Source organism: Denitrobacterium detoxificans (assembly GCF_001643775.1).
In the GTDB taxonomy this organism is placed as follows: domain Bacteria; phylum Actinomycetota; class Coriobacteriia; order Coriobacteriales; family Eggerthellaceae; genus Denitrobacterium; species Denitrobacterium detoxificans.
This window is the reverse complement of sequence record NZ_CP011402.1, coordinates 981,744-1,005,346: the sequence shown is the minus strand read 5'-3', so window position 1 is coordinate 1,005,346 and position 23,603 is coordinate 981,744. Positions and strand designations below refer to the sequence as shown.

Below are 23,603 nucleotides of genomic sequence, written 5' to 3'. Positions count from 1 at the left end.
AGCGCTAGCCCACGATTCCTTTACTACACCTTCAGGTAACGACGCATGGCAAGCGTCGAACCGAGCAGGCCGATGACCAGGCCGCTCACGAACAGGATAACGTAAATGAAGAGGAATGACGAGCCTGCAATGTCGATGGGCAGCCAGGGCAATGCCGTCTGGAAGCGAGGCATGGCCAGGTTGCGGAGCAACTCGAGCACGACGACCGCCAGAGCAGCGCCAATGATGGCATGCAGTGCGCCTTCCATGAGGAAGGGCCCACGAATGAAGTTATTGGACGCACCCACGAGACGCATGATGGCGATTTCCTTGCGACGGGCAAGAATGGAAAGACGAATCGTGTTGTTGATGAACACGAATGCGATGAAGATGAGCAGGGCAACCAAGGCAATGCCGACGTAGCGGATGTAGTTGGTAACCGTGAACAGCTTTTCGACCGTCTTCTGGCCATACTTGAGCGAATCGCTGGGATCGCTGGTGTTGTCGCAAATCTTCTGGAACGTAGAGTTGTTCAAGATCTGGTCGGCAACATCTTCGACCTGCTGAGCTTCGGAAAGCTCAACTTCGATGGAGGCGGGAAGCGGGTTCTCGCCATCGAGCTGGTCGACGATTTCGGGATTGCTCGTCATGGAGTTCTTGAAGTTCTCGAGAGCCTGGTCCTTCGTGGTGAAGGAAACGGTGGAAACGCCGCTCATGCTCTTGATTTCATTCTGAAGCGATTGGATGTCGCTTTCGGAAGCATCGTCGGCGATGTACGCCGTGATGGAAACCTTGCTCTCGACGGAGTTGACGATGTTGTCGACAACGAAACCGCCGATGAGGAAGATTCCGATAATCATCAGCGAGAGAAAAATCGTGACGATGGAACCGAGCGCCGTGGAGAGGTTACGAGCGAACCCCTTGAGCGACTCGGAGAAGAAATAGCCCAAACTAGACATCGAAACCGTACACCCCCCTGTCCTGGTCGCGCGTGAGATGACCCTTGTCGAGCGCGATAACGCGACGACGCATGTTATCGACCATTTCGCGGTCGTGCGTTGCAACGAGCACCGTGGTGCCGGTACGGTTAATGCGTTCCAGAAGATCCATGATGCCGCGCGACGTTTGCGGGTCGAGGTTACCCGTAGGCTCGTCGCAGATGAGCAGCGGCGGGCGGTTCACGATGGCACGCGCGATGGAAACGCGCTGCTGCTCGCCGCCGGAAAGCTGATCGGGGCGCTTGTCGAGCTTGTCCTGCAAGCCAACGAGGCGCAGAACCTCGGGCACCTGCGTGCGGATGACGTGGCGCGACTTGCCGATTACCTCGAGCGCGAACGCGACATTCTCGAAGACCGTCTTGTTCGGAAGCAGCTTGAAGTCCTGGAATACCGTGCCGATGTTGCGGCGCAGGTACGGCACGCGCCAATTGCGCATGGTGGAAAGGTCTTCGTCGGCGATGTAAATATGGCCTTCCGTAGGCTTGATCTCGCGAATGATCATACGCGTGAGCGTGGTCTTACCCGAGCCAGAATGACCGACCAGGAAGACGAATTCGCCGGCGTAGACCTGCAGAGACACATCGTAGAGCGCAGGCTTGCTAGGCTGAGCGGGATAGATTTTCGTCACATGGTCGAACGTGACGACGGGAGTGCCCGAAGGCTGCTGCATGCTGTCGAGGTCGAGGTCAGGCAGAGTGGAAGACAGCTGGGCCGTCATCTGCTTGGCATGACCCGCACGCGCACCCGCGGGATACGCACCAGGCGTATTGGTCCCTTGGTTGTTAGCGTTTGTCACAGAATGCTCCGTTCGAATAGTGATGTACTGAGACACAATGCCATTCTAGCATGGTGCTATTTTGCCACGATGCTCTCCACAGCTTCAACAATGGCCTTGGAATCGAGCCCGAAGTACGACATGAGCTCCTCGAACGACCCGGATTTGCCGAATTTGTCGTTCATGGCCACGAAAGCGCAACGCGTGGGATGGTTCAGCGCCAGCGTTTCCGCAACGGCCGAGCACAGGCCTCCGAACTTGGAATGCTCTTCGGCAACGACCACGCGACCCGTCTTGCGAGCCGATGCGAGGATGGTCTCCTCGTCGAGCGGCTTCACGCAGAACGCGTCGATGACCTCGGCGGAGATGCCGCGTTCGGCAAGTTCGTCGGCAGCCAGCAGGGCTTCGCGGATTTCCACGCCATTGGCAACGATGGTGACATCGGTACCTTCGCGCAGCACATATGCGCGGCCAACTTCAAGTTCCACGCCAGGAGCGTAGACAGCGGGGACGGCGGCACGACCCATGCGCACGTACACGGGGCCATCGGTCTTCGCGGCGAGTTTGATGGAGCTGCGGGCAGCTTCGTAATCGGCGGGGACGAGCACCGTCATGCCAGGCAGCTCGCGCATGAGCGCAACGTCTTCCAGCATCTGGTGGCTACCGCCATCGGGACCAACGGAAACGCCCGCATGCGTGGGGCAAATTTTCACGTTCAGACCGGAATAGGCAACCGTGTTGCGAATCTGGTCGTACGCGCGGCCCGTGCCGAAAACGGCGAACGAACCGGTAAAGGCAATCTGGCCAGCCAGGGAAAGGCCCGCGGCCACGTCGATCATGTTCTGCTCGGCAATGCCGCAGTTGAACAGTCGCTTGGCGTTGTCATCGGAAGCCTTGGCGAACTTGGCCGTGGTGGTGGAGCCGGAAAGGTCGGCGTCTACGGCAACGACGGGCACGCCCTCTTCAGCGAGTTCCGCAAGGGTTACGCCAAACGCAGCGCGCGTGGCCTTCTTCTCCTGAGCCTGTTCGGGAGTGGCGAATTCTACCATGCCTGGGCCTCCTCTAAGCCTGAAGCTCGGCCAGTGCGGTGGCCAGCTGCTCTGCATTGGGGGCCTTGCCATGCCAGCCCACCTGATTTTCCATGAACGAAACGCCCTTGCCCTTTACCGTGTGGGCAATGACGGCGTGCGGCACCTGGCCACCCTGCTGCTTGAGGGCGGAAAGGTGCTCGATGAGCGCGGGGATGTCGTGTCCGTCGACTTCGGATACGCTCCAGCCAAACGCCTTGAACTTGTCGGCAAGCGAACCGTCCTGCACGACTTCCTGAACGGGACCATCGATCTGAAGGCCGTTGGAGTCGACAATGGCGATGAGGTTGCCAAGCTTCTGGTGCGCAGCGAACATAGCCGCTTCCCATACCTGGCCCTCTTCGCATTCGCCGTCGCCGAGCACCGTGAAGACGCGGGCATCGTTGCTGTTCAGGCGCAGACCACACGCAAGGCCGGCAGCCACGGAAAGGCCCTGGCCAAGCGAACCGGTGGACACTTCAACACCCGGAACCAAATGGCAATCGGGATGGCCCTGCAGACGCGTGCCGAGCTTGCGGAGCGTCATGAGCTCGTCCTGAGGGAAATAACCAGCATGCGCCAAGGCGGCATAGAGAGCCGGGGCGGCGTGACCCTTTGCGAGGATGAAGCGATCGCGCATATCATCGGCAGGGTTCGCCGGATCGTGCTTCATGACGCCACCGAAGTAGAGCGCCGTGAGAATGTCGATGCACGAAAGGGAGCCACCCGGATGGCCGCTACCTGCCTCGGCGATCATCTTCACGATATCGACGCGCATGGCACGCGCACGATCTTGCAAAGCCATTGAGTCCATCCTAATCCTTCCTATTGGGAAACACGCCAACGGTGATAGCCGATGACGAATTCCTCGAGTTCCCCACCCAGCACCGCGTCGACGTTGCCCGTCTCGACGCCACTGCGCAGATCTTTAACCAACTGATAAGGGTAGAGCACATAATTGCGTATTTGGCTTCCGAAGGAATTCTCCATTTTTTCGCCGCGCAATTCGGCAATCTCCTGCTGCCGCTTGCGCTCTTCCAATTCGTAGAGCTTCGCCTTCAGCACGCGGAATGCCGCGTCCTTGTTCTGAAGCTGGGATTTCTGGTTCTGACACGTAACGACCAGGCCCGTAGGCATATGCGTGAGGCGCACGGCAGAGTCGGTGGTGTTCACGCACTGCCCGCCCGGACCGCTTGAGCGGTACACGTCGACGCGAACGTCGGCCGGATTGAGGTCGACCTCGATGTCGTCGGGAAGAACGGGCATGACCTCTACGCTGGCGAACGTGGTGTGACGTCGCTTCTTGTCGTCGGTAGGCGAAATGCGCACCAGACGATGCACGCCGATTTCGCTGCGCAGCATGCCGTAGGCGAAACGACCGTCGACCTGAAAGCTGGCGCGCTCGATGCCGATGACTTCGCCTGGCTGGGCGTCGAGCACCTTGACATCCCACCCCTTCTCCTCGGCGTAACGCGAGTACATGTTGAAGAGCATTTCCGTCCAGTCCTGGGCCTCGAGACCACCGGAACCGGGGTTGACGGTCACAATGCAGGAACCCTCGTCGAAGCGCCCATCGAACCACGACTCGATTTCGAACTGATCGAGCATGGCAACGAGGCGATTGCGCGCGGCCTCGGCCTCTTCCGCGAAATCGGGGTCTTCGTCGGCAAGGTCGCATGCCGTGCGAATGTCTTCGAGCACGCTACAAGCCGTGTTGAATGCCTGGATAGTGGAACGCGTATCGCTCGCCTGCTTGGAAATGGCCTGCGCTCGATCGGAATCGTTCCAGAAATCGGGCTTGGAGCATTCCTTATCGAGCTCTACCAGGCGTTCGGTCGCCTCCTGAATGTGCAGGTACTCGCGGGCGGCTTCGAGCCTGCGAGATAGTTCTTGTATGTCTTTCAGATCTGTCACTGTCTTCCTAATGCGCGCGTTCGCCAAAAGGCGAACGCGCTGTGATGCCTAGTTGTCGAGCATGCCCGGACGGCCGTGGCACTTTTTGAACTTCTTGCCGCTGCCGCAGGGGCACAGGTCGTTGCGACCCACGTTGGCGTAGGGATCGTCCTTGTCCTTCACGAAGGTGGACGGCTTGGCCGTAGCGGCGGGCTTGGGAACGGCGGTGGGCACGGGCGCCGACGTTTGCGCAGCTGCGGCCGCCTGCTGCACGCGCTGAGCCGTACTGCGCGAGGAATCGTCGAGTGTCTGCTGGGGCGAGGAGTAGCTGATCTTGCCCCGCAGCGGATCAGCCTGCTCGGGCACGCTGGGAGCGGCCTTCTTGGCGATCTGCAGACGCAGGATGGTGCGCAGGAACGCCTCGTACATACCGCTCGTCATCTCGCCAAATGCGCGATGCGCCTCGTTCTTGTACTCGACGAGCGGATCGCGCTGGCCAAACGCACGCAGGCCAATGCCCGTGCGCAGGTAATCCATGTTCGACAGATGCTCCATCCAGCGGGTGTCAATGATGCGAAGCATGATGTTGGCCTCGAGGCCCTTCATGACCTCGTCGCCCAAAAGCGCATGCTTTTCCTCATAGACGCGGGTGAATTCGTCGACGATGGCGTCGGCTACGATCTCGGGGTCGTCTTCGTGATCGACGGATTCCACGGAAAACGGCACGCCATCCATGTTCTGAACCCACACGTCGACGGAATGCATATCCCAGTCGTCGCTGGGCGAACGGTCGGGGCAGTTCTCCTGAACGACGGGTTCTACGCAATCGCGCATGATTTCGGGAACGCGCTCGGAGACGTCCTTGCCGTCAAGGATGGCATTGCGCTCCTCGTAGATGGCCTTGCGCTGCAGGTTCATGACGTCGTCGTATTCCAGCACGTTCTTACGTGCGGCAAAGTTCATCGTCTCGACCTGGCGCTGGGCGTTCTCGATGGCCTTGGATACCATGGACGCCTGGATGGGCATGTCCTCAGGCATCTCGGTGCGCTCCATCATGGCGCCGATCTTGTCCATGCGGTCGCCACCGAACAGGCGCATCAGATCGTCTTCCAGAGAGAGATAGAACTGCGTGGAACCCGGATCGCCCTGACGGCCAGCACGACCGCGCAGCTGATTGTCGATTCGACGGCTCTCATGGCGTTCGGTGCCGATAACGCAAAGGCCACCCGCAGCGAGCACCTTGTCGTGCTCGGCACTGGTGATGGCCTTGGCCTCCTTCAGCGCTAGGGCGCGCTGCTCTTCGGAGGCTGCGGGCATCTCGCCTTCCTCGACTTCCGTGCCAGGTTCCAAGTCGGGGTTGAGCCCCCTACCGCGCAGCACGTCTTCCATGAGCACTTCGGGATTGCCACCAAGCAGGATGTCGGTACCACGACCAGCCATGTTCGTAGCGATGGTAACGGCACCAACGCGACCAGCCTGGGCAATGATATGAGCTTCGCGCTCGTGGTTCTTCGCATTCAGCGTTTCGTGAACGATGCCGCGCTTGTCGAGAAGGCGCGAGAGACGCTCGGAATTCTCGATGGACACCGTACCAATCAGGCAAGGCTGGCCCGCATCATGACGACGCTGAATATCGTCGGCCACGGCATTGAACTTGGCATCGATGGTGCGGTAGATCAGGTCGTTTTCGTCTTTACGGGCAACCGGCTTGTTCGGCGGAATAGCCATGACCGGCAGCTTATAAATCTCCCTGAACTCGGAATCCTCGGTCATGGCGGTACCCGTCATGCCCGAGAGCTTTTCGTACAGGCGGAAGTAGTTCTGCAGCGTAATGGTGGCAAGCGTCTGGTTCTCTTCCTTTACCAGCACGCCTTCCTTGGCCTCGATAGCCTGATGCAGGCCTTCCGACCAGCGACGGCCTTCCATGATACGACCCGTGAACTCGTCGACGATCTTCACCTCGCCGTTGGCGACCACGTAATCCTTGTCGCGATGGAAAAGGAACTGAGCCTTCAGAGCCTGCTGCAGATGATTTGCAAGCAGACCAGAGGGATCGTTGTACAGATCTTCGATGCCCAGACGATTCTCGATCTTCACCAAGCCGCTTTCCGTAGCGGTGATGGTGCGCTTCGCCTCGTCCATCTCGAAGTCCTCGCCCTCGCGCAGACCGGGCATGACACGCGCGAACTTGCGATACGTATCGGCAGCCTGGCTACCCGCGCCCGAGATGATGAGCGGCGTACGCGCTTCGTCGATGAGAATGGAGTCGACCTCGTCGACGACCGCGAAATGATGGCCACGCTGCACGCGCCTATCGGCACGCGTGACCATGTTGTCACGCAGGTAGTCGAAGCCGAATTCGGAGTTCGTGCCATACGTGACGTCGGCCTTGTAGGCAGGAATCTTGCCTTCGGGGCGCATGCCATTCTGAATGAGGCCCACTTCCATGCCCAGGAAGCGATAGACGCGGCCCATCCACTCGCTGTCGCGCTTGGCCAGATAGTCGTTGACCGTGACGATGTGAACGTTGTTGCCGCCCAGGGCATTCAGGTAACCGGCGAGCGTGGAGACGAGCGTCTTGCCTTCACCTGTTTTCATCTCGGCGATCTGGCCATCGTTCAACGCCATGCCGCCGATGAGCTGCACGTCGAAGTGACGCAGCCCCAGCGTGCGCTTGGATGCTTCCCTTACGCAGGCAAAGGCCTGGGGAAGCAGTTCGTTTTCGCTTTCGCCATTCTGTATGCGCTGGCGGAATTCGAACGTGAGGGCGCGGAGCTCTTCATCGCTACGCGCTTCCATTTCGGTTTCGAGGGAGTTAATACGATCGACGACAGCCTGGTACTTCTTGAGCTGGCGTCCCTCGCCCATCGTGAGAATCTTGGAAAACAATCCCATTGAGCTTCACTTTCTTGTGAACGGTACACCCCATAGTTATCAACGTTTCACTCTAGCATAGACGCAAGGTGTTCACAGTAATACCAATGTTACCCAGCGGATACTCGGTTGGCTCTAGGCAACGCCCTCAGAAGAGATAATGCGCGCGTAGAGCTTATTCATGTGAAGCGAAGGCTCCATGCCCAATTCGCGCATACGGCGGCAATACAGCGACCACGTCTCCCCCGTTGCGGGACGCTGCCCGCACCGAGCTTGAAGATTCATGAGCATCTCGTAGCAATCCTCGCGATACGCATCCCACTCGATGGCCTGTCGCGCGAAAAGAAGCGCCATCTCGTTTTCGCCCTGGGTCTGCAACGCGCGCGCTGCGCAGAGCACAGCATCAACCGTTTTGTGGCGGAATTCGTTCCGTGCGTAATTCACCAGGTAATCGCACCCATCTCCGGGAAGCAATTCGCCCGAGTACACCGCGCGCAATTCTCCGAGCAGACGATTGTAGCCATCGGCATCCAGGCGGTTGAACCGCATGGTGTGGCATACGTCATTCAGATTCATGGTGTCGCTTTCCACCAGAGCGCCCCGGAGGCGCAGGACGTTTTGCGTGCGTGTGACGTAGGGGCTTTCCCCCGAGGGCAACGTAAGCGCCTTCTTCAGGCGGGAATACGTAGAATTCAGATTGTGGCGCGCCTTCGACAGAGAGCTATCGGGCCAAAGACGCTCGGCAACGGTGTCGCGCGGAACGTCCTTGTCGGCTTCGATGACGAGCAGCGCCAGAAGCGCCCGCACCTTCATACGCGAAAAGTAATCCATGTTGATATCCACGCCATCGATGCCAAGCTGAAAGCCACCAAAGAGCTTGACGCGGAGCAAAGGAGTGCGAGGACGCGAGCGCATGAGCGTCAGCCCCGACTCAAGCCCGACAAACCGCCCCCTCATGACATCTTCGGATGCATGGGCACGGCGATACAGCGCCTGCTGCGAGGCAATCTGTGCTTGGCAACGCTCGACCATGGAGCAGAAGGGCGAAGCGAGCGGCGACATGCCCTCGACGTCAACGTAGGCAACAAGCTCACGCAACAGCACGAAGGCGGAAAGGCACATGGCCCTACCCGATACGTAACGAGCCGCCCACACGCAGGCAAGCCTAATAGATTCGACGTCGGCACCCTGCAAGCGGGCATTATGGACGGCGCATGCCAGGGCAAGGGCATACGCTTCTTCCTCCCCGGGCGTATTGCGAGAAGACAAGAGCACCGATTGAACGCCTCCGTCCTTGTCGTCGACATGCAGCCAAAACGACAGGTAGGCCACCACCTTCACATCGGTTTTAGACGACAAGGCGCGATAATCGCCATGCAAGAGCACCCGACATGCGCGATCGACCTTTTCAGCATGAAGAAAGGCAAGCGACGAGCACTTCAAGCGGCACGCGGCAGGCAATTCGGGGTTCGCGCTCAGCCGCGCGAGCATATCGAAGGCTCGAAGCGTATTGCCTATGAACAGGCGTCGCATGGCCGAACCCGCACGCAACGCGTCGCTGAGCAATACGCTGCCGGACGCGATGGACTCGTACAGCTCTTCCACCGAAGCCAATGAGAGCGCTTCGGCGCACTCGTCTTGATGCGACCTAAGCCACTGAGTCTTGGTACGCACTCCCACCGCACTGCTCATCAAACGAGAAACGCGCTCATAACGACCAGCAGAAAGCAGTTCGTCAGCAAGGCGAACAACGAAGGCGGACGACTCTTCGAATCCCGCTGCCAGCGCCATGCGCTTCAGGTAGGGCAACCCCGCCCGGATGGACACATCAATGGAAAAGCCCCGAACCTGGAACTCTCCCCCGTCGGAATCCACCTCCACGAACGGATAATGCGTTTCCACGTAATCGAAGCAAGAACGCAATGCCCTGCCCACCACCAGGCCATCAACGCTTCCGCGTCCCAGCACCAGAGACTCGAAAAGAACCGCCGACACAGCGGGTGATTCATTGCAGAATATGGACGACAGAAAACGCTCCCGAGCAATGTCGTCACGCATGGCTATGCCCGCAATACGATCAGCGGGACACGACGAACCCTCAACGATGCGCAACGATGGATCGGACATCCGGGCCATCGACAATTCGCTTTCGTCGTACATCAAATCGCGCGCCGTGAGCGTATCACACGCATCGCAGGTGGGAAGAGGATTGCTTGCGGGCGTTGCCGTAAGAATAACCTCGACCCCCGCCGAAGTAAGCGTACGACACACGTCTTCGAGCAACGAATTGCGATGCGCATCCAACGCCGGAACGTCCTCGAACACCACCAGGCCCTGAGGCACGATGTCAAGGAGCTCGACCCCCATCGAGCCACCATCAAGATCGCGCACAAAGCAAGGACTCGTGGCGCTGACCCAACAAACGCGCTCGAACCCGAACACAACCGAGGCGTAGCCGAGGGCAAGGGACGTCTTCCCGAAAGAGGCGGGCGCGACGATGCGACGTACGCGCATGCGATCGCGCATCATGCGTAAGAGCAACACGTCCCGGTCGAAGAGGGTGCAATGGGCGAATTTCTTGGGCGCTGAACCATTGCATGACGAATTAAGAAGAAACTTGGACATTAGGGCCTCCTGCGTAGCAGAGAGGAGGCAACATCGGGGACCATGATTGTACAGCACGGCACGTATGCCGCAACGAACGCGCAACACCTACGCACGACCCACGCGCAACATACTGCGTTCCGAAGACGCGCACACCACAAACGCCCAGGTAAATACTTATCGCTTGCTTCCGTTCGCCAGCAAAATCATGCCGTTCGCCGCCTGGCACGGCAATCACTCGGAAAGCAAAGCCTCTATCTGCTGTGGCACCTTCGTCGTACCGGCAAGCGAGATGTTATTTACGAAGATGACATCGCTAATGCCATGCTCCCTCACGAATGAAGGAATGCTCGCATCGCTATATCGGTAGTCAATCACGTATACGTCTTCGTAGGAGCCAACGAGCATCGGGACGAACGCATTGCCGAAGGAATCCTTCACCACCAGGCATGCTGAACCATCGGATAGTTCGGGGTTGTGAATGTGCTGCTCGGCCTGATCTCCGTTGATAAAGCAGCTGTACAGATTGTTCGAGCTCCACCCGTCAACGCTCATGATCACATTGCCCTCAAGCTCCTCGCCATCGGACGTAACGTACGTCATATCGTTGGTGGCGGAGGGTACGTAGGCCTCCACGTAATCGGGGTCGGCGGCCATGGCGGCATCTTCGCCCAGCTCGGTATAGAACGACCCCAGGAAGGGCTGGTAAACGCGCTTTTCCCACGTGAGCATATCAACGGGCTCGATGCCCTTTTGCTGGCAAAACACCTGATAAGCGTAATATGCGCCAAGCTGCGTCCAATGATGATCGGTCTTGAAGTAAATATACTCGCCGCGATGCGCGCGCAGGGCCTCCAGCGGATCGACCCCTATCACCCGCTCGTCGTAAAGGCTGAAAAAGTACTTGATAGCCTGCGCCTGATCGGTCCCGCCTAGCGAAGAGAGCACGTCCTCGTCGAGCAAGGCAGCTGAATTGTTGGGAACGATGAGGGAATAGACTTGGGCCTGGCCATCGAGCAGCTCCGCCGCATGGTTCATGGCGGCCGCGTAGCTTTGCACTGACGCTTGCGAAAAATAGTAAATGCTATAGGCAGACGAGCCCTGTACGTACAAGCCGTCCATGATGCTGTCCTCGACTTCGGCATCGCGGCTTTGCTCGGTGGGCGTATCGACGTATTCGTGTTCCTGCGTCTTGGTGGTGGAGCCCTGAGACGTCTCGCCTTCCGCGGGAAGCTCATCAGCCTGCACGTTGCCACCCACGAAGCGCGTTTCCGGCTGAATGCCAAACAAGTCATTCAGACTCTGATCGGCCGAAACGAGCATCTCGCGCAGCGGATACGTATCGGAGTACCACAGGGACACCTGCGTGAAATACGAGCCATCAAGGAAGCTTTCCACGGTAAACGCGGGAAACTCCGTAAGCTCGCGCTTCTCCGCTTCGGAAACGGAAGGACGCGCGAAGAACGCCAGCCCCACGATCGTGCCAAGGAGAAAGACGAACATGACGGATCGCACGGCAAATCGCTGGCATGCAGCCAGGTTAAAACGAGGCTGCTTGACCGAAGTCGCGCCATGGCGAGGCCGAGACGCCTCATGCTGACGCGCATGCGAAGCACGGCTGCTTGATTCCCTATCGTTCACGTTCGCACCTCCTTAGAACTGGAAATAGATGAACGGGTTGTACGTGGCACCTGCAAGGGACACGACAGACAGCAGGAGCAACACTACGGGCGTAATCGCCTCGGTCACGCCAAATACCACACCCGCCACGGTATTGCGCTTCGCCATCTTGAACAGCTTCCCTCGAAGGACCTTGCCCAGGTTGGTGCAGGCCACGATACAAAACGCAAGCAGAAACACGTTCTGAAGGAACAGCGTCCCCACTTCCATGCTCGTAAGGGGAACGCCCCCGACCAGAAACATATTGGCAAGTACCGAAAGCAGTTCGCCCATATCTTCGAAGCGAAAGAGAACCCAGCCCATAAGTACTACCAGACAGGCATACACATGGTCGAGGCCACGCGGAATGCGTCCCTTGATGACGTAGCGTTCGAGCATGAGAAACCCTAGATAGAACAAACCCCAGAAGATGTAATTCCAGCTTGCGCCATGCCACAGCCCCGTAAGGAACCACACGACACAGTAGTTGCGCACCACCAGGACCTCGTCGCAGCGACTGCCACCCAGGGGGATGTAGACGTAGTCGCGGAAAAACGACGAGAGCGATATATGCCAACGACGCCAGAAATCCTTGATAGACGTGGCCATATACGGGTAATTGAAATTCTCGAGATAGTGGAAGCCCACCATGCGCCCCAGGCCAATGGCCATATCGGAATACGCGCTGAAGTCGAAGTAGATCTGGAACATGTAGAAGACCATGCCCAGCCAGCAGCCCAACGTGGGCTCGGAGAACACCGCGCCCACGCCCGTAGGTAACAGGGTATCGGCCACCTCGGCGCAGGAATTCGCCAGGATGGCCTTCTTGGCAAGCCCCACGCAGAAACGACGCACGCCATAGAACACGTCCTTGCGCGTTACGCGTCGGTTGTCGATTTCCGACTGCACCGTCTCGTAGCGGATGATGGGCCCCGCAATGCACTGATGGAACAGCGAAGCGTACATGAGAACCTTCCAGTACGCTGGTTGTGCAGTTACTTCGCCTCGGTACACGTCGGCCACGTACGAAATGAGCTGAAACGTGTAGAACGAGATGCCGATGGGCAGGATGATGGTGGGAATTTCAGCGGGAACGCCTGTGAGAAACTGGATGTTGCCCAGAAGGAACATCATGTACTTGAAATACGCAAGCAACCCCAAGAGAACGACGCAGCACACAACGAGATTCGCCCGCTTGCGCGAAGCCGACTGGCTCGACTGAATGCGAAGCGCGAAAAACCAGCTGGCGAGCGACTCGAACATGATAAGGGGCAGATACTGCGGGCCACCCCATGCGTAGAACGCAAGCGAGGAAATGAGAAGCCAGGGATTCCTGAAGTGCTTGGGCGCGAAAAAATAGACGACGAGGTGAATGGAAAGGAAGGCAAACAGAAAAACAAGACTCGAGAAAACCATGCCCTCGCTGCCCTTTCCGACCCTGCTCAACCCCTACCATATGCAAAGCATGGTAGCAGATTGCGCACGACAAACGCCTCCGAAGATAAGGGCTTTTCCGGAAACGGAATTGCAACCTTCCACGCGCGCGTAGCAAGGGCATATTCGGGAACGGAATGGTTAAATCTGACGGAGCTTTCCAAAAGGCAAAAAACGATTTAGTACACTAGAGAAAAGAACACGGAAAAGAAAGCAGGTAGGAAGCCCTTTGGCAACATTCGAGTTCATTCTCATCTTAGTCGTAGCAATTCTCGTCTCCGCCATAATCGGGCAGTTCACCCACCGCGTTTCGCTCCCCCTCATTCAAATCGGCACGGGCCTGGCCTGTGCAGTGCTCTACCTCTCGCCCATCGACCCCACGCTCGACCCCGATTTCTTCCTGCTGCTCTTCATCGCGCCCCTGCTCTTTCACGACGCCAAGAACGCCGACAAGACAGCGCTCTGGAGCAACCGGTACATCATCCTGTCGCTTGCCGTCGGCTTGGTTATCGCCATCACCCTTGGCGTGGGCCTTTTCATAAGCTGGCTCATTCCCGCCGTGCCCTTCGCCGTCGCCCTGGCCCTGGGGGCAACGCTTGGCCCCACCGACGCGGTCGCAGTGGCCTCCATGTCGGAAAGCGCCGAGCTCGATCGCGACGATAACGCCCTGCTTCAAGGCGAAGCCCTGCTCAACGATGCATCGGGCGTCGTTGCGTTCCAGTTTGCGGTCGTCTATGCGACGACGGGAGGCTTTTCGGCAGGCGAAGCCATTACGTCGTTCTCGACGCTCTTCGTAGGCGGCATCGCAGTGGGAGCGGTCATGGCGCTCGTGCTTCACGCCGTGGAAACCCGCATCCGCAATTCGGGCATGGAGTCCACCACCTTCTACATCCTCTACGACATCCTTTGCCCCTTCGCCATCTACCTGGCCGCCGAAGAAGTGTTCGGCTTCAGCGGCGTTTTGGCGGTCGTCACCGCGGGCATCATACTCGGTAGCTATCACGACCAACGCATTGGGCCGAGCATTTCGCAGCTCAACATCAAGTCGCAGAGCGTATGGGATCTTCTTTCGTACCTCATCAACGGCATCGTGTTCGTCATGCTGGGCTTCCAGCTCCCCCGCGCCATGCAAGTCGTGTGGGGTAACTTGGAAGTATCGCACCTGCAGCTCATCGGCTGGGTCCTGGGCATCACCGCCATCATCGTGCTCGTTCGCTTCCTGTGGCTACTCGCCACGAACTACCGCGCCGGGCGCGGGGCAAACCGCACGAAGGTCAAGTGGAAGCAGCGCGTGCTTTCCGCCCTGATCACCACGTGCGGCGGCCCCAAGGGCGCCGTTACGCTGGCCATCGTCTTCAGCCTGCCCTACGTAGTGGCGGACGGATCGGCATTCCCGCAACGCGACCTGATCATCTTCCTGGCATCGGGCGTCATCGTATGCACGCTCGTGCTCGCCAACATCGCGCTGCCCTTGCTGGCCCCCGCAACCGAGGAAACGAACGAGCAATCCGAGATGCAGTTCGCGCAGCGACGCATCGCCGTATTGCAGAAGGTCATCGCCCGCCTTAACGCGCAAATCGAGGACGACAACGCGGCAGCCATCCAATCCGTAGTCGTTTCGTACCTGAACCGCATCTCGCGCATACGAACGCAAAACGACATCACTGACCCCCGCCTACGTGACGAGGGGACGAACGCGCGCCTCTGGGTGTTGCAATTCCAAAACGACTATGTGAACACGCTCATGGACGAGGATAAGGTCGACCTCGTCTTGGGCTACGCGTTCCTGAAAAAGCTCGACCGCATGGAGAACGTCGCCCGACATTCCCACGGGAGCTTCCGCCGCGCCATCACACGCATCGCCAAGCGGGGCCTGCGCTCCGTGCATATGGCCATCGGCGTAATACGCAAGAGCGTGAAGCCCGCCGGCCTGGAAGACAAGATTGCCATGACCAACCTCCAAATCGAAGTGGAGGAAGCTACCATCAAGCAGCTCGAAGGCATGCTCGACGGCAAGCTCTTCAGCTCCACGACCGTCGCCTCGGTGCTCGCGGCGCACCATGGCACCCTTGCCCGCCTGCGCCAGGGCATCCCTTCGATCACGCAGCAAATCGCCTCGTACAACGAGGATTTCAACGACATGCAGGCAGTCGGCCTGAAACTCGAGCTGGAAACCATCCAGCAGGAATACGAAAAGGGCCGCCTGACGCGTCAGCAGGCCCGCTCCATGCGAGAAGACGTGTACCTCATGCAGATGGACCTGGAGGGCTTCATCGCATAACCCGGCAGGCTACGCGCGCTATCGCGAGGTCTGGCCACGCCGAATCAACCACGGAAACGAAAGCTTTGCGGCAAGCTCGTTATCGTCGGGCACTTTGCCACGCTGTAGTGCTATAGTGTGGCGCGACGGAGTCCGTCGCCTGCAAAAGGCACTCCGCATACGGTTGATTCCCACAAGCCCCGAAAGGATGCACATGGAAAACGCAATTGCGCAATCGAACGAGCAGCCCAAGCTAAAGCGCGCATTTGGCATGCGCGAATGCATCACCATCACCGTTGGCACGGTAATTGGCGTTGGCCTCTTCACGACAGGCGGAAACATCGTTGGCGAAATGGGCCCGCAAGTGGTGCTCGCAACGCTCGTCGCCATGCTGGTGAGCATCTTCCCCGCGCTCATGTACGGCGAAATGGGCGCAGCCCTGCCCTATGCAGGCGGAACGTACCAGTACGCCTCGCTGGGACTGGGACGCCCCTTCGGCATGCTCGCAGGCTGGAACTTCATCATCTCGCTCGTGGCGGTTACCGGCGGCGAATCGCTCGCCTTCAGCTACTACCTGAAAACGATATTCCTCGCCTTCGGCGTAGACCTGCCCATCCCCGACGCCGTGATCGCAGCCATCGCACTGGCCGTGTTCACCATCACGAACGTACGCGGCGTGAAGATCACGGGCCGCCTGCAGAACGCCTTCATGTTCTTCTTCTGGGGCGTGGCGCTCATCTGGTTCCTCACGATGATCCCGAACGTATCGCTTCCCCACTTCGTCCAGGCTCCCGACTTCCTGGGTCAAACGGACGGCATGGGCTTCATCGCATGCGTAGCCATCATCTGGTGGTGTTTCGCGGGCTTCGAAACGTGCTGCGCCATGGGCGAGGAAATCAAGTATCCGCACATCAACATTCCTCGCGCACTCATCCTGTCGCCCTTCATCATCTTCGCGGTCAACGCGCTGTTCCAGTGGTTCCTAGTGGGAATCGCACCCACGGATAGCCTCGCGGCTATCGCCGAATCCTCGGCCCCCTATGCAGAGGGTATGATGACGGCGGGTATCCTGGGCCTCCCGCTTGCCCTGCTCGCAGCTGGCATCGCATTCGGCGGTGACTTCTCCACCCTGAACGCAAGCATCGCCGTGCCGCCGCGCTATCTGTTCACCATGGCGCGCGACGGAGCCATGCCGCGCGTATTCGCGAAGGTGCACCCGAAGTACGAAACGCCCTTCGTATCCATCATCGTGCTCGGCGCCGGTTCCATCCTGCTCGTATGCACGAACACGCTGGATTACATCGCCTCGCTAAGCCTGTTCGCCGACCTGTTCTACTACATCATCGGCATCTGCGCGGCCATTGGCCTGCGCGTGCGCTACCCCGAAATGAATCGCCCCTTCAAGGTGCGCGGTCTGATGGTGGGCGGCATCATAAGCGCCATCATCTACGCCATCATGATGACGCAGCTCGAATCCGACGCCATGATTACGGGTGCCATTTGGTGCGTCGCTGGCCTTGTCATCTTCTTCATCTGCCAGAGCATCTACGGCAAGAGCGAAATCGTCATTCCGGACAAGGCTCCCGCCGAACCCGAGCCCGAGGAACGCGCCAAGATGGACCGGGAATTCAAGCTCTGGACCGTCATCTCGATAGCGGCAGCGCTCATCGCGCTACTTCTCTACGCATTGCCCCTGGCCATCGCCTAACGAACGTGACGGGGAGGAGCCATTGGCCCTCCCCGTTTCACTATGCACGCCATTCCGCCATCCCCCACGACATTCCCGCGTAACCGCAAAATGCGCGAAACCGCAAGCCCTCGCAGTACACTAGAGAAAAAGAGAAAGCGAGGCACATATGATTCGACCCATCATGGACAAGCAGTTCTTCCTGAAACAGCCAAGCGTAGAGGCCACGACGGCGGACATTGCCATAGCACGCGACCTCGCCGAAACGCTGGAAGCACACCGGGCGACATGCGTGGGCATGGCCGCCAACATGATTGGCCAGCGTAAACGCATCATCGCCGTTCTCGATGAGGCATCCCAGGTTCTCACGATGTTCAACCCGGAAATCGTCGATTGCAAGCAACCATACAACGCCACAGAGGGATGCCTATCGCTCCCAGGGGAACGGGAAACACTCCGCTATGAACGCATCACCGTGTCCTATCAAGATGAAGCGATGCAGGCTATCAAACGCTCCTTCAAGGGAAGGGTCGCGCAGGCAATCCAGCACGAAATCGACCACTGCAACGGCATCCTCATCTAGGTACCCCAGCGTTCGCTGGCAGGCTTCCTCACCAACGGACGGCAAAGAGGAAGCGAAAAGAGCAGTACTCTGAAGCTGCTCGCAAAGATGTCACGAATTGTCACGCATCCAGCCTGCAGGAAAAAACAAAGCAGGTCAGGATATACATCCTGACCTGCGAACATTTGGTAGCCCGTACGAGATTCGAACTCGTGATCTCCGCCTTGAGAGAGCATCAGCCGCAATCTCGTTTAGAAGTGCTCCACGGATTCCAGCGTAACCGCAGCTAGTTCGGCCTCGAATTCCGCTACGGGGTCATCTTTTGGCGGATTCCCGCCAGAGATGTAACGCGATGTAACGAGCGCCTCGCCTATCGCCTCCGCTATCTCCTCGTCCCCCGACGTCTTGGGCCTGACGTAGTAGCGGGCCGTTATCGACTCGCTGGAGTGGCCCGCCCTGTCCCTGACGTCCAGCAGGCGGGCGCCCGAGTCGTAGGCCAGCGTCAGGCTGCTGTGGCGCAGGTTCTTGAGTGGCACCTTCGGCTCGACGTCCGACGCATCCAGGATGCGCCTGTACTCGTGGCTCACGTTGTCGGGGTTCATCCTGACGCCATCCTCGGCCAGCAGCGGTCCCGATTCGGGCGATACGTCACGCAGCCTGCCAAGCAGCTGCGGCGGCATGTGGACCGTGCGGCGGCTCCGCTCGCTCTTCGTGTCCTCCTCGGTGGGCACGCCGTCCACCATGATGTAGGTGCCCGACACGCGCACCTCGCCCGTCTCCCAGTCCACGTCGTCCACGTCCAGGCCGCATATCTCCCCACGCCTCAGCCCGCACCCGGCGGCCAGCAGCACGGCGGCCTCCACGCGGGTGCCATGGAACAGCTCCAGGTAGGCGCGCATCTGGGAGGCATCGAGCACCACGGGCTCGTAGCGCTGCCGCCTCGGCCGCCTGACGCGGTCGAACGGGTTGGACTCGATGGCCCCGTCGTACATGGCGAAGGACATGAGCTGGGAGAGCGTGCGGTAGGCCTCCTCGGCCGTGGCTGGCCTCTCGAAGCCGCCCAGCCACCTCCTGATGGCCTGGGGCGTCACCTGGGACAGCTCCACCTGACCGAACGCCGGGTAGACGTGGTTGCGCAGCCTGCCGCGGTAGCCCACGAGCGTGGTGGCCCTCACCTCCAGCGCCTTTGCCGGCAGGTAGACGCCCTCGGCGTACTCCTCCACGGTCACGGGCATGGCGGCTGGCTCCGCGCCAGCCTCCTCCAGCAGCTCCCGCTTGGCGGCCTCGGCCTCGCGCCTGGTGCCCCTCACGGTCCTGGAGCGCCTGACGCGCCTCCCCGTCCTGGGGTCGCGCGGCAGCTCGACGGAGACGCGGTAGCGCCCCTCGCCGACCTTCACGACGCTGCCCTCGACCGATCGCATCTACCTCGCCTCCCTGACCCAGACCCTATCCCAGTCGAATCCGACGCGAGGGTTGGATACCTCGATGCATGAGGGATCGAGGTGCCCCATGTCCATGGAGAACTCCACCAGGGTGCCGACCTTGACGCGGTTCACCATGCTCCATATCACGATGCGGGCCTTGCCCGGCTCCCCGTTCGGGAAGTAGTCGATGTCCGCTATGAGGTCGCCCCTATCGGAGAATGAGCCAAGATGAACCGACAGCGGGTACTTGCGTCGCTTGCCGGTCTTCGTCGGCGGGGCGAACCTGAGGGTAAAGGAATGCGGGGCGTCCTTCCACGGAATCGCGGGAACGACGTCGCCGAGCAGCGACAGGGCATCGGCGGAGACGCACCCGTAATCCCTAGATGCAAGGATGGCCGTGCGGACAAGCACCTCGAGGTCCCGAGCTGCCTTGTCGTGGTTTCCGCCGCTGAGCAGAACGGCAATGTCATGCAGCGGCGCGTTCGGCGGCATGGTGCCGTCATCATGCGGAAGATGGCCGACGTACTTCATTATCACCTCGCCGAACGAGAACCCGCACGGGTCGGCGACCTCAAGCCTGCCCACCAGGCGCATCTCCCCGCGTTGGGCACCATCAGCCCGCTGGCCGTCATCTCGCAGGGCATCCGATGCCATGCCGAGCGCCTTGGAGGCCATATGCCGTATCAATCCCATGCTACTCCATCTCCCTCTGCGGCTGGTACCAGACGACGGTGCCCACCATCTCCACCTGGTGGCCGTCGCCCTCGCGGAACACGATGTCCTCCCACTGGCCGTCGAACGACTCAGGGGCCAGTATGAAGGCGTTGGCGCCGCGCAGCAGGCGGCGCATCACGTAGTCGCCGCCGTCAATGCTCACGACGGCGATGCTGCCGTTGCGCGGCGGCTGGTCGGGGTCTATGAAGATGAAGCACCCCTCGGGGTACACGCGGTTCATGCAGCTTCCCTCCACTTCCAGGAAGTAGCCGTGCTGGTGGTGCTCGAAGACCTCGTAGGGAATGGGGATGCGGTCCTCCAGGAGGTCGGGCGCACCCGCCCCACCCGCGTGGACGCGGCCGTACAGCGGCGCGTAGGCCCGCCTCGGCTCCCTGGGGGCCAGCGCTCCCGCGGGGGCCTCCGTGAGGCCGTGGGCCTTGGCGTAGAAGCCCGACGTGGCGCTGAGGAGGTCATCGCTCGACAGGCCATACTTCGAGGCGATGGCGTCTATGCTAAACGCCTTGGGCTGAACGCCACGGCGCAGCCATCCATTGACGGTCGTAAGCGAAACGCCGATGGAATCGGCAAATTCCTGCTGGGTAAGCCGCCTATCTTCGATAAGCGCCGATAAGTTCTTCGAAAATGCATCCATTTGTAATCCTCCTACCCAGCATGTAACCATTTTTACAAAAACTTGTAAATTTAACTTGCAATTACAAAAGACTTGATTAATATGTAACTGTACTTACAAGGAGGTGACAAAATGAACGGAGTACGAGTGGCGCGTTTGCGCGCCGGCATGAACCAGCAGACGCTGGCAGACGCCATAGGCATGAGTATAACCACCTATTCGAGAAAGGAACGAGACCCCAGCTTGTTCAGCCTCGGGGAGCTTCAGGCAATTGCCGAGAGCGTGGGCGAAGACGGCCAGGACGAACTGAAGCGCGAGCTGGCCGACAGGTTTATTTTTTTGGACAGCGATTGTAAGTAGGCTTACAGAAAGGAGGAAGAGATGGAGCAGGCGCAACGCCGCACGGGCGACTTCGAGAACCTGCTGTCCCCCGCCGTCGTGGCGAGGATGACCAACGGCACGGTCTCCGAGGACTTCATCCGAGAGGCCTGCTGGAGGGACGCGCAGCACCACCCGCTGCCGTGCCTGAAGGCCGGGGCCAAGCGCCGCATGGTCAAGATTCGCTGGTCGGACTTCGAGCGCTGGCTGCACGAGGAGATCCACGGGGTGAGCGCCCAGTGAGGTGGACCACCGAGCAGGACGACGCGCTGAGGGCGGCTGCCAGCACGGGAGCCGCTGGGGCCAGGACGCGCATCTTCGTCGAGTGCGGCGTGCTCCATACCGAGGAGGCGGTCATCCGCAGGGCGAGCCGCCTGGGAGTCTCGCTGGCCCGCTACGAGATTTGCCCCGAGTGCGGGCGCAAGGTGCCGAAGCTCGACCGCGACGGGCGGTGCAGGGTCTGCCACAAGAGGTGGCTGGCCACCGAGCAGAGGAAGAAGAACGAGAGGCTGAGAGCCGAGATAAGGAGGAACGAGAGCGATGGCGACTACCTCAGGGCGTGCAGGGAGCACGCGGCGGCGAGGCAGGAGGCGACGCGGATACGCCGCGCGGCCCGTGGCTCGAATGCTGGCCGTGGAGATTCTGCGGACTTGTCAGAGGTTTTGTCAACTCGCAGGCCAGAGGGCGAAAAAACTCTACCGCTCTTTGGCTGGGACGGAAATCGAGGGCGCGACGTGGAAGACGGACCTAGTGGTCTTCCTGGCATTGGAGCTGCCCGTTGCGCTGATGCTGCTGAAGGGACTGATGGACTGTGAGTAAGAGCGAAGAGATCGCGGAGCTGGGCACGAGGTTCCAGCCGGCGACCATAGAGGCGGACTTCGACGCCATGCGCGAGCGCCTGGGCGAGCTGCTCGCCCCCTACGCCGACATGAGCGACGAAGCCCTGTCCAAGTACACGAGCGCGGAACTTCGAACCACCCGCGCCAGCGTAAACAAGATTATCAACGACGTCGAGGATGGGCGCAAGGCCATCAAGCGCCAGTACATGGCGCCCTACGACGAGTTCGCCGCGAAGGTGAAGGAGCTGCTGGGGCCAGCCCAGGAGGCGGCCGACCAGCTGGGCGCGATGCTGACCTGCAAGACGGAGGCGGCCAAGGCCAAGCGCCGCGAGGGCCTGGAGCGCACCTACGAGGACTTCGCCCCCGCCCTGGTGCCCGTGGTGCCCTTCGAGCGCATCCTGGAGCCCAAGTGGCTCAACGCCTCCACCAAGCCAGCCAAGGCGGCCGAGGAGCTGGAGGCGAAAGTCTCCAAGGTCGCGAGCGACTGGGAGGCCCTCAAGGGCCGCCAGGGCGACCCGTTCTACGCCGAGGGCGAGGCGGCCTTCTTCCGCACCCTGGACGTGGCCCAGGCGCTGAGCGTCATGGCGGCCCGTGCCGAGGAGCAGGCCCGCATCGACGCCATGCGCGCCGAGGTGGAGGCCTACCGAGAGGAGGCCCAGCCCGAGGCGGCCCCCGAGGTCCCCGAGGTCGCGGAACCCGCGCCCGAGGTGTTCGCCGACGAGCAGGCCTCCACGTGGTACCTGCGCGTCGTCTGCACCGAGCCGCAGCGCGCGGCCCTGCTGGGCTTCCTGCGCGAGGCGGGCATCCACGGCAGCATCGGCAAGAGCAAGGAGGCCCTGCGATGAGCGAGCAGAACCCCGCCATGGTCAAGTACACGGCGTCAGACGGCCAGGAGGTGAAGCTGTCCCCCGCGATCGTGGCCAAGTACGTCGTGACGGGCAATTCCGAGGCCGACGAGCGCGACGTGTTCCGCTTCATGGCCCAGTGCCAGGCGCGCGGCCTCAACCCGCTGGCGGGTGACGCCTACATGACCGTGTTCAACGGATACAACGGCAAGCAGGCCAGCGTCATCGTCTCGAAGGACTACTACCTGCGAACCGCCGCCGAGCAGCCCGACTACGACGGCATGGAGGCTGGCGTGGTCGTGGCCCACAAGGACGGCAAGCTCGAGTACCGCGTGGGCGCGCTGGTCGGGCAGTCCACCGAGCGGCTCGTGGGTGGCTGGGCGCGCGTCTACTCCAAGGAGCGCAGCCACCCCAGCGAGGCCGTGGTGAGCCTGGAGGAGTACGACCAGAAGCGCAGCCTGTGGAAGACCAAGCCCGCGACCATGATTCGCAAGGTGGCGGTCGTCCAGGCCCTGCGAGACGCCTACCCGGGCAAGTTCGGCGGCGTCTACGACCAGGCCGAGATGCCCGAGCCGCAGGAGCGCCAGGCGCGCCCGCAGGCGTTCTCCCAGACGCCCGAATACGAGGAGATCTACCAGGAGGCGGCGCCCGAAGCCTACGAGGCGCAGCCCATCGAATGCGATTACGAGAGCGAGGAGTTCTAATGCCCAAGAAGAAGCGAATCACCGCGGAGAAGGTGCGCCAGGTCAAGGAGTTCGTCCGCGAGCACCCAAGCGACAGGAACGGCCAGGTGGCCGCATGGCTCGACCTGAGCGAGACCACCGTGCGCCTCATCCGCAACGGCGCGTACGACCACCTGCTGGACGAGCGCCAGCAGCAGATGGAAATCGGCGAGGCCACGGCCTGGGGCCAGGTGCTCGCCGAGCTGGCCGACATCAAGGCGATGCTGGCCGCGATGCAGCCGAAGGGGGCGATGTAGG

Annotated in this window: 20 protein-coding genes and 1 pseudogene; 9 read left to right on the top strand and 12 right to left on the bottom strand. The window is 60.4% G+C overall.

All coding sequences use genetic code 11. From position 1 onward, the window contains the following. Positions 1 to 23: 23 nt before the first annotated feature. From ftsX to AAY81_RS04100, 9 genes are all read right to left on the bottom strand, one after another. Positions 24 to 938: a permease-like cell division protein FtsX gene (ftsX, locus tag AAY81_RS04140; protein ID WP_066661719.1), complete on the bottom strand. Its 915-nt coding sequence runs from the start codon at positions 936 to 938 to the stop codon at positions 24 to 26. Further along, complete coding sequence (gene ftsE, locus AAY81_RS04135; RefSeq protein WP_066661718.1) at positions 931 to 1,773, bottom strand: cell division ATP-binding protein FtsE; 843 nt, start codon at positions 1,771 to 1,773, stop codon at positions 931 to 933. The genes ftsX and ftsE overlap by 8 nt, the downstream gene beginning before the upstream one ends. 56 nt (positions 1,774 to 1,829) lie before the next feature. Then, positions 1,830 to 2,801: a transketolase family protein gene (locus AAY81_RS04130; RefSeq protein ID WP_066661716.1), complete on the bottom strand. Its 972-nt coding sequence runs from the start codon at positions 2,799 to 2,801 to the stop codon at positions 1,830 to 1,832. A 13-nt stretch (positions 2,802 to 2,814) separates the two neighbouring features. Continuing rightward, positions 2,815 to 3,633, bottom strand: a complete 819-nt coding sequence (locus tag AAY81_RS04125; RefSeq protein ID WP_066661714.1) for a transketolase — start codon at positions 3,631 to 3,633, stop codon at positions 2,815 to 2,817. Positions 3,634 to 3,644: 11 nt separating this feature from the next. Continuing rightward, positions 3,645 to 4,733, bottom strand: a complete 1,089-nt coding sequence (gene prfB / locus AAY81_RS04120; protein ID WP_066661712.1) for a peptide chain release factor 2 — start codon at positions 4,731 to 4,733, stop codon at positions 3,645 to 3,647. A gap of 48 nt (positions 4,734 to 4,781) precedes the next feature. Next, on the bottom strand, positions 4,782 to 7,607 hold the full coding sequence (gene secA / locus AAY81_RS04115; RefSeq protein WP_066661709.1) for a preprotein translocase subunit SecA: 2,826 nt from the start codon (positions 7,605 to 7,607) through the stop codon (positions 4,782 to 4,784). A 114-nt stretch (positions 7,608 to 7,721) separates the two neighbouring features. Further along, entirely contained in the window at positions 7,722 to 9,953 is a 2,232-nt protein-coding gene (locus AAY81_RS04110) for an AfsR/SARP family transcriptional regulator (RefSeq protein ID WP_169815794.1), read from the bottom strand. 471 nt (positions 9,954 to 10,424) lie between these two features. Next, positions 10,425 to 11,693 carry a DHHW family protein gene (locus AAY81_RS04105; protein ID WP_066661704.1) on the bottom strand — a complete coding sequence of 423 codons (1,269 nt, stop codon included), beginning with the start codon at positions 11,691 to 11,693 and terminating at the stop codon, positions 10,425 to 10,427. A gap of 150 nt (positions 11,694 to 11,843) precedes the next feature. Continuing rightward, complete coding sequence (locus AAY81_RS04100) at positions 11,844 to 13,295, bottom strand: MBOAT family O-acyltransferase (protein WP_205630846.1); 1,452 nt, start codon at positions 13,293 to 13,295, stop codon at positions 11,844 to 11,846. Positions 13,296 to 13,512: 217 nt separating this feature from the next. Here AAY81_RS04100 and AAY81_RS10840 point away from each other — a divergent pair. The 3 genes and pseudogenes from AAY81_RS10840 to AAY81_RS04085 form a co-directional block, all read left to right on the top strand. Further along, positions 13,513 to 14,745: pseudogene (locus AAY81_RS10840) on the top strand (cation:proton antiporter); the annotation flags it as partial. Positions 14,746 to 15,757: 1,012 nt separating this feature from the next. Further along, positions 15,758 to 17,251, top strand: a complete 1,494-nt coding sequence (locus AAY81_RS04090) for an APC family permease (RefSeq protein WP_205630845.1) — start codon at positions 15,758 to 15,760, stop codon at positions 17,249 to 17,251. 148 nt (positions 17,252 to 17,399) lie between these two features. Beyond that, entirely contained in the window at positions 17,400 to 17,813 is a 414-nt protein-coding gene (locus AAY81_RS04085; protein WP_066661694.1) for a peptide deformylase, read from the top strand. A 230-nt stretch (positions 17,814 to 18,043) separates the two neighbouring features. Here the strand turns inward: AAY81_RS04085 and AAY81_RS04080 are convergent, their stop codons facing one another. From AAY81_RS04080 to AAY81_RS04070, 3 genes are read right to left on the bottom strand one after another with little or no spacing between them, the layout of a single operon-like run. Further along, entirely contained in the window at positions 18,044 to 19,213 is a 1,170-nt protein-coding gene (locus AAY81_RS04080; RefSeq protein WP_066661693.1) for a site-specific integrase, read from the bottom strand. Further along, positions 19,214 to 19,891, bottom strand: a complete 678-nt coding sequence (locus tag AAY81_RS04075) for a hypothetical protein (RefSeq protein ID WP_156501494.1) — start codon at positions 19,889 to 19,891, stop codon at positions 19,214 to 19,216. It abuts the gene before it with no gap. Between the two features lie 19 nt (positions 19,892 to 19,910). Further along, entirely contained in the window at positions 19,911 to 20,582 is a 672-nt protein-coding gene (locus AAY81_RS04070) for a LexA family protein (RefSeq protein WP_066661691.1), read from the bottom strand. Positions 20,583 to 20,693: 111 nt separating this feature from the next. Here AAY81_RS04070 and AAY81_RS04065 point away from each other — a divergent pair, with 111 nt between their 5' ends. The 6 genes from AAY81_RS04065 to AAY81_RS04040 are packed head-to-tail and all read left to right on the top strand — an operon-like array spanning position 20,694 to position 23,602. Next, the gene (locus tag AAY81_RS04065) at positions 20,694 to 20,921 is read left to right on the top strand and encodes a helix-turn-helix transcriptional regulator (RefSeq protein ID WP_066661685.1); all 228 of its coding nucleotides are present in this window, start codon (positions 20,694 to 20,696) and stop codon (positions 20,919 to 20,921) included. 21 nt (positions 20,922 to 20,942) lie between these two features. Further along, complete coding sequence (locus AAY81_RS04060) at positions 20,943 to 21,182, top strand: hypothetical protein (RefSeq protein ID WP_066661683.1); 240 nt, start codon at positions 20,943 to 20,945, stop codon at positions 21,180 to 21,182. Then, positions 21,179 to 21,754, top strand: a complete 576-nt coding sequence (locus tag AAY81_RS04055; protein ID WP_066661681.1) for a hypothetical protein — start codon at positions 21,179 to 21,181, stop codon at positions 21,752 to 21,754. The genes AAY81_RS04060 and AAY81_RS04055 overlap by 4 nt, the downstream gene beginning before the upstream one ends. Continuing rightward, complete coding sequence (locus AAY81_RS04050; protein ID WP_066661679.1) at positions 21,751 to 22,623, top strand: DUF1351 domain-containing protein; 873 nt, start codon at positions 21,751 to 21,753, stop codon at positions 22,621 to 22,623. Before AAY81_RS04055 ends, AAY81_RS04050 begins: the two co-directional genes overlap by 4 nt. After that, positions 22,620 to 23,327: a phage recombination protein Bet gene (bet, locus tag AAY81_RS04045; RefSeq protein WP_066661677.1), complete on the top strand. Its 708-nt coding sequence runs from the start codon at positions 22,620 to 22,622 to the stop codon at positions 23,325 to 23,327. The genes AAY81_RS04050 and bet overlap by 4 nt, the downstream gene beginning before the upstream one ends. Then, positions 23,327 to 23,602, top strand: a complete 276-nt coding sequence (locus tag AAY81_RS04040; RefSeq protein ID WP_066661675.1) for a hypothetical protein — start codon at positions 23,327 to 23,329, stop codon at positions 23,600 to 23,602. The genes bet and AAY81_RS04040 overlap by 1 nt, the downstream gene beginning before the upstream one ends. Position 23,603 lies beyond the last annotated feature (1 nt).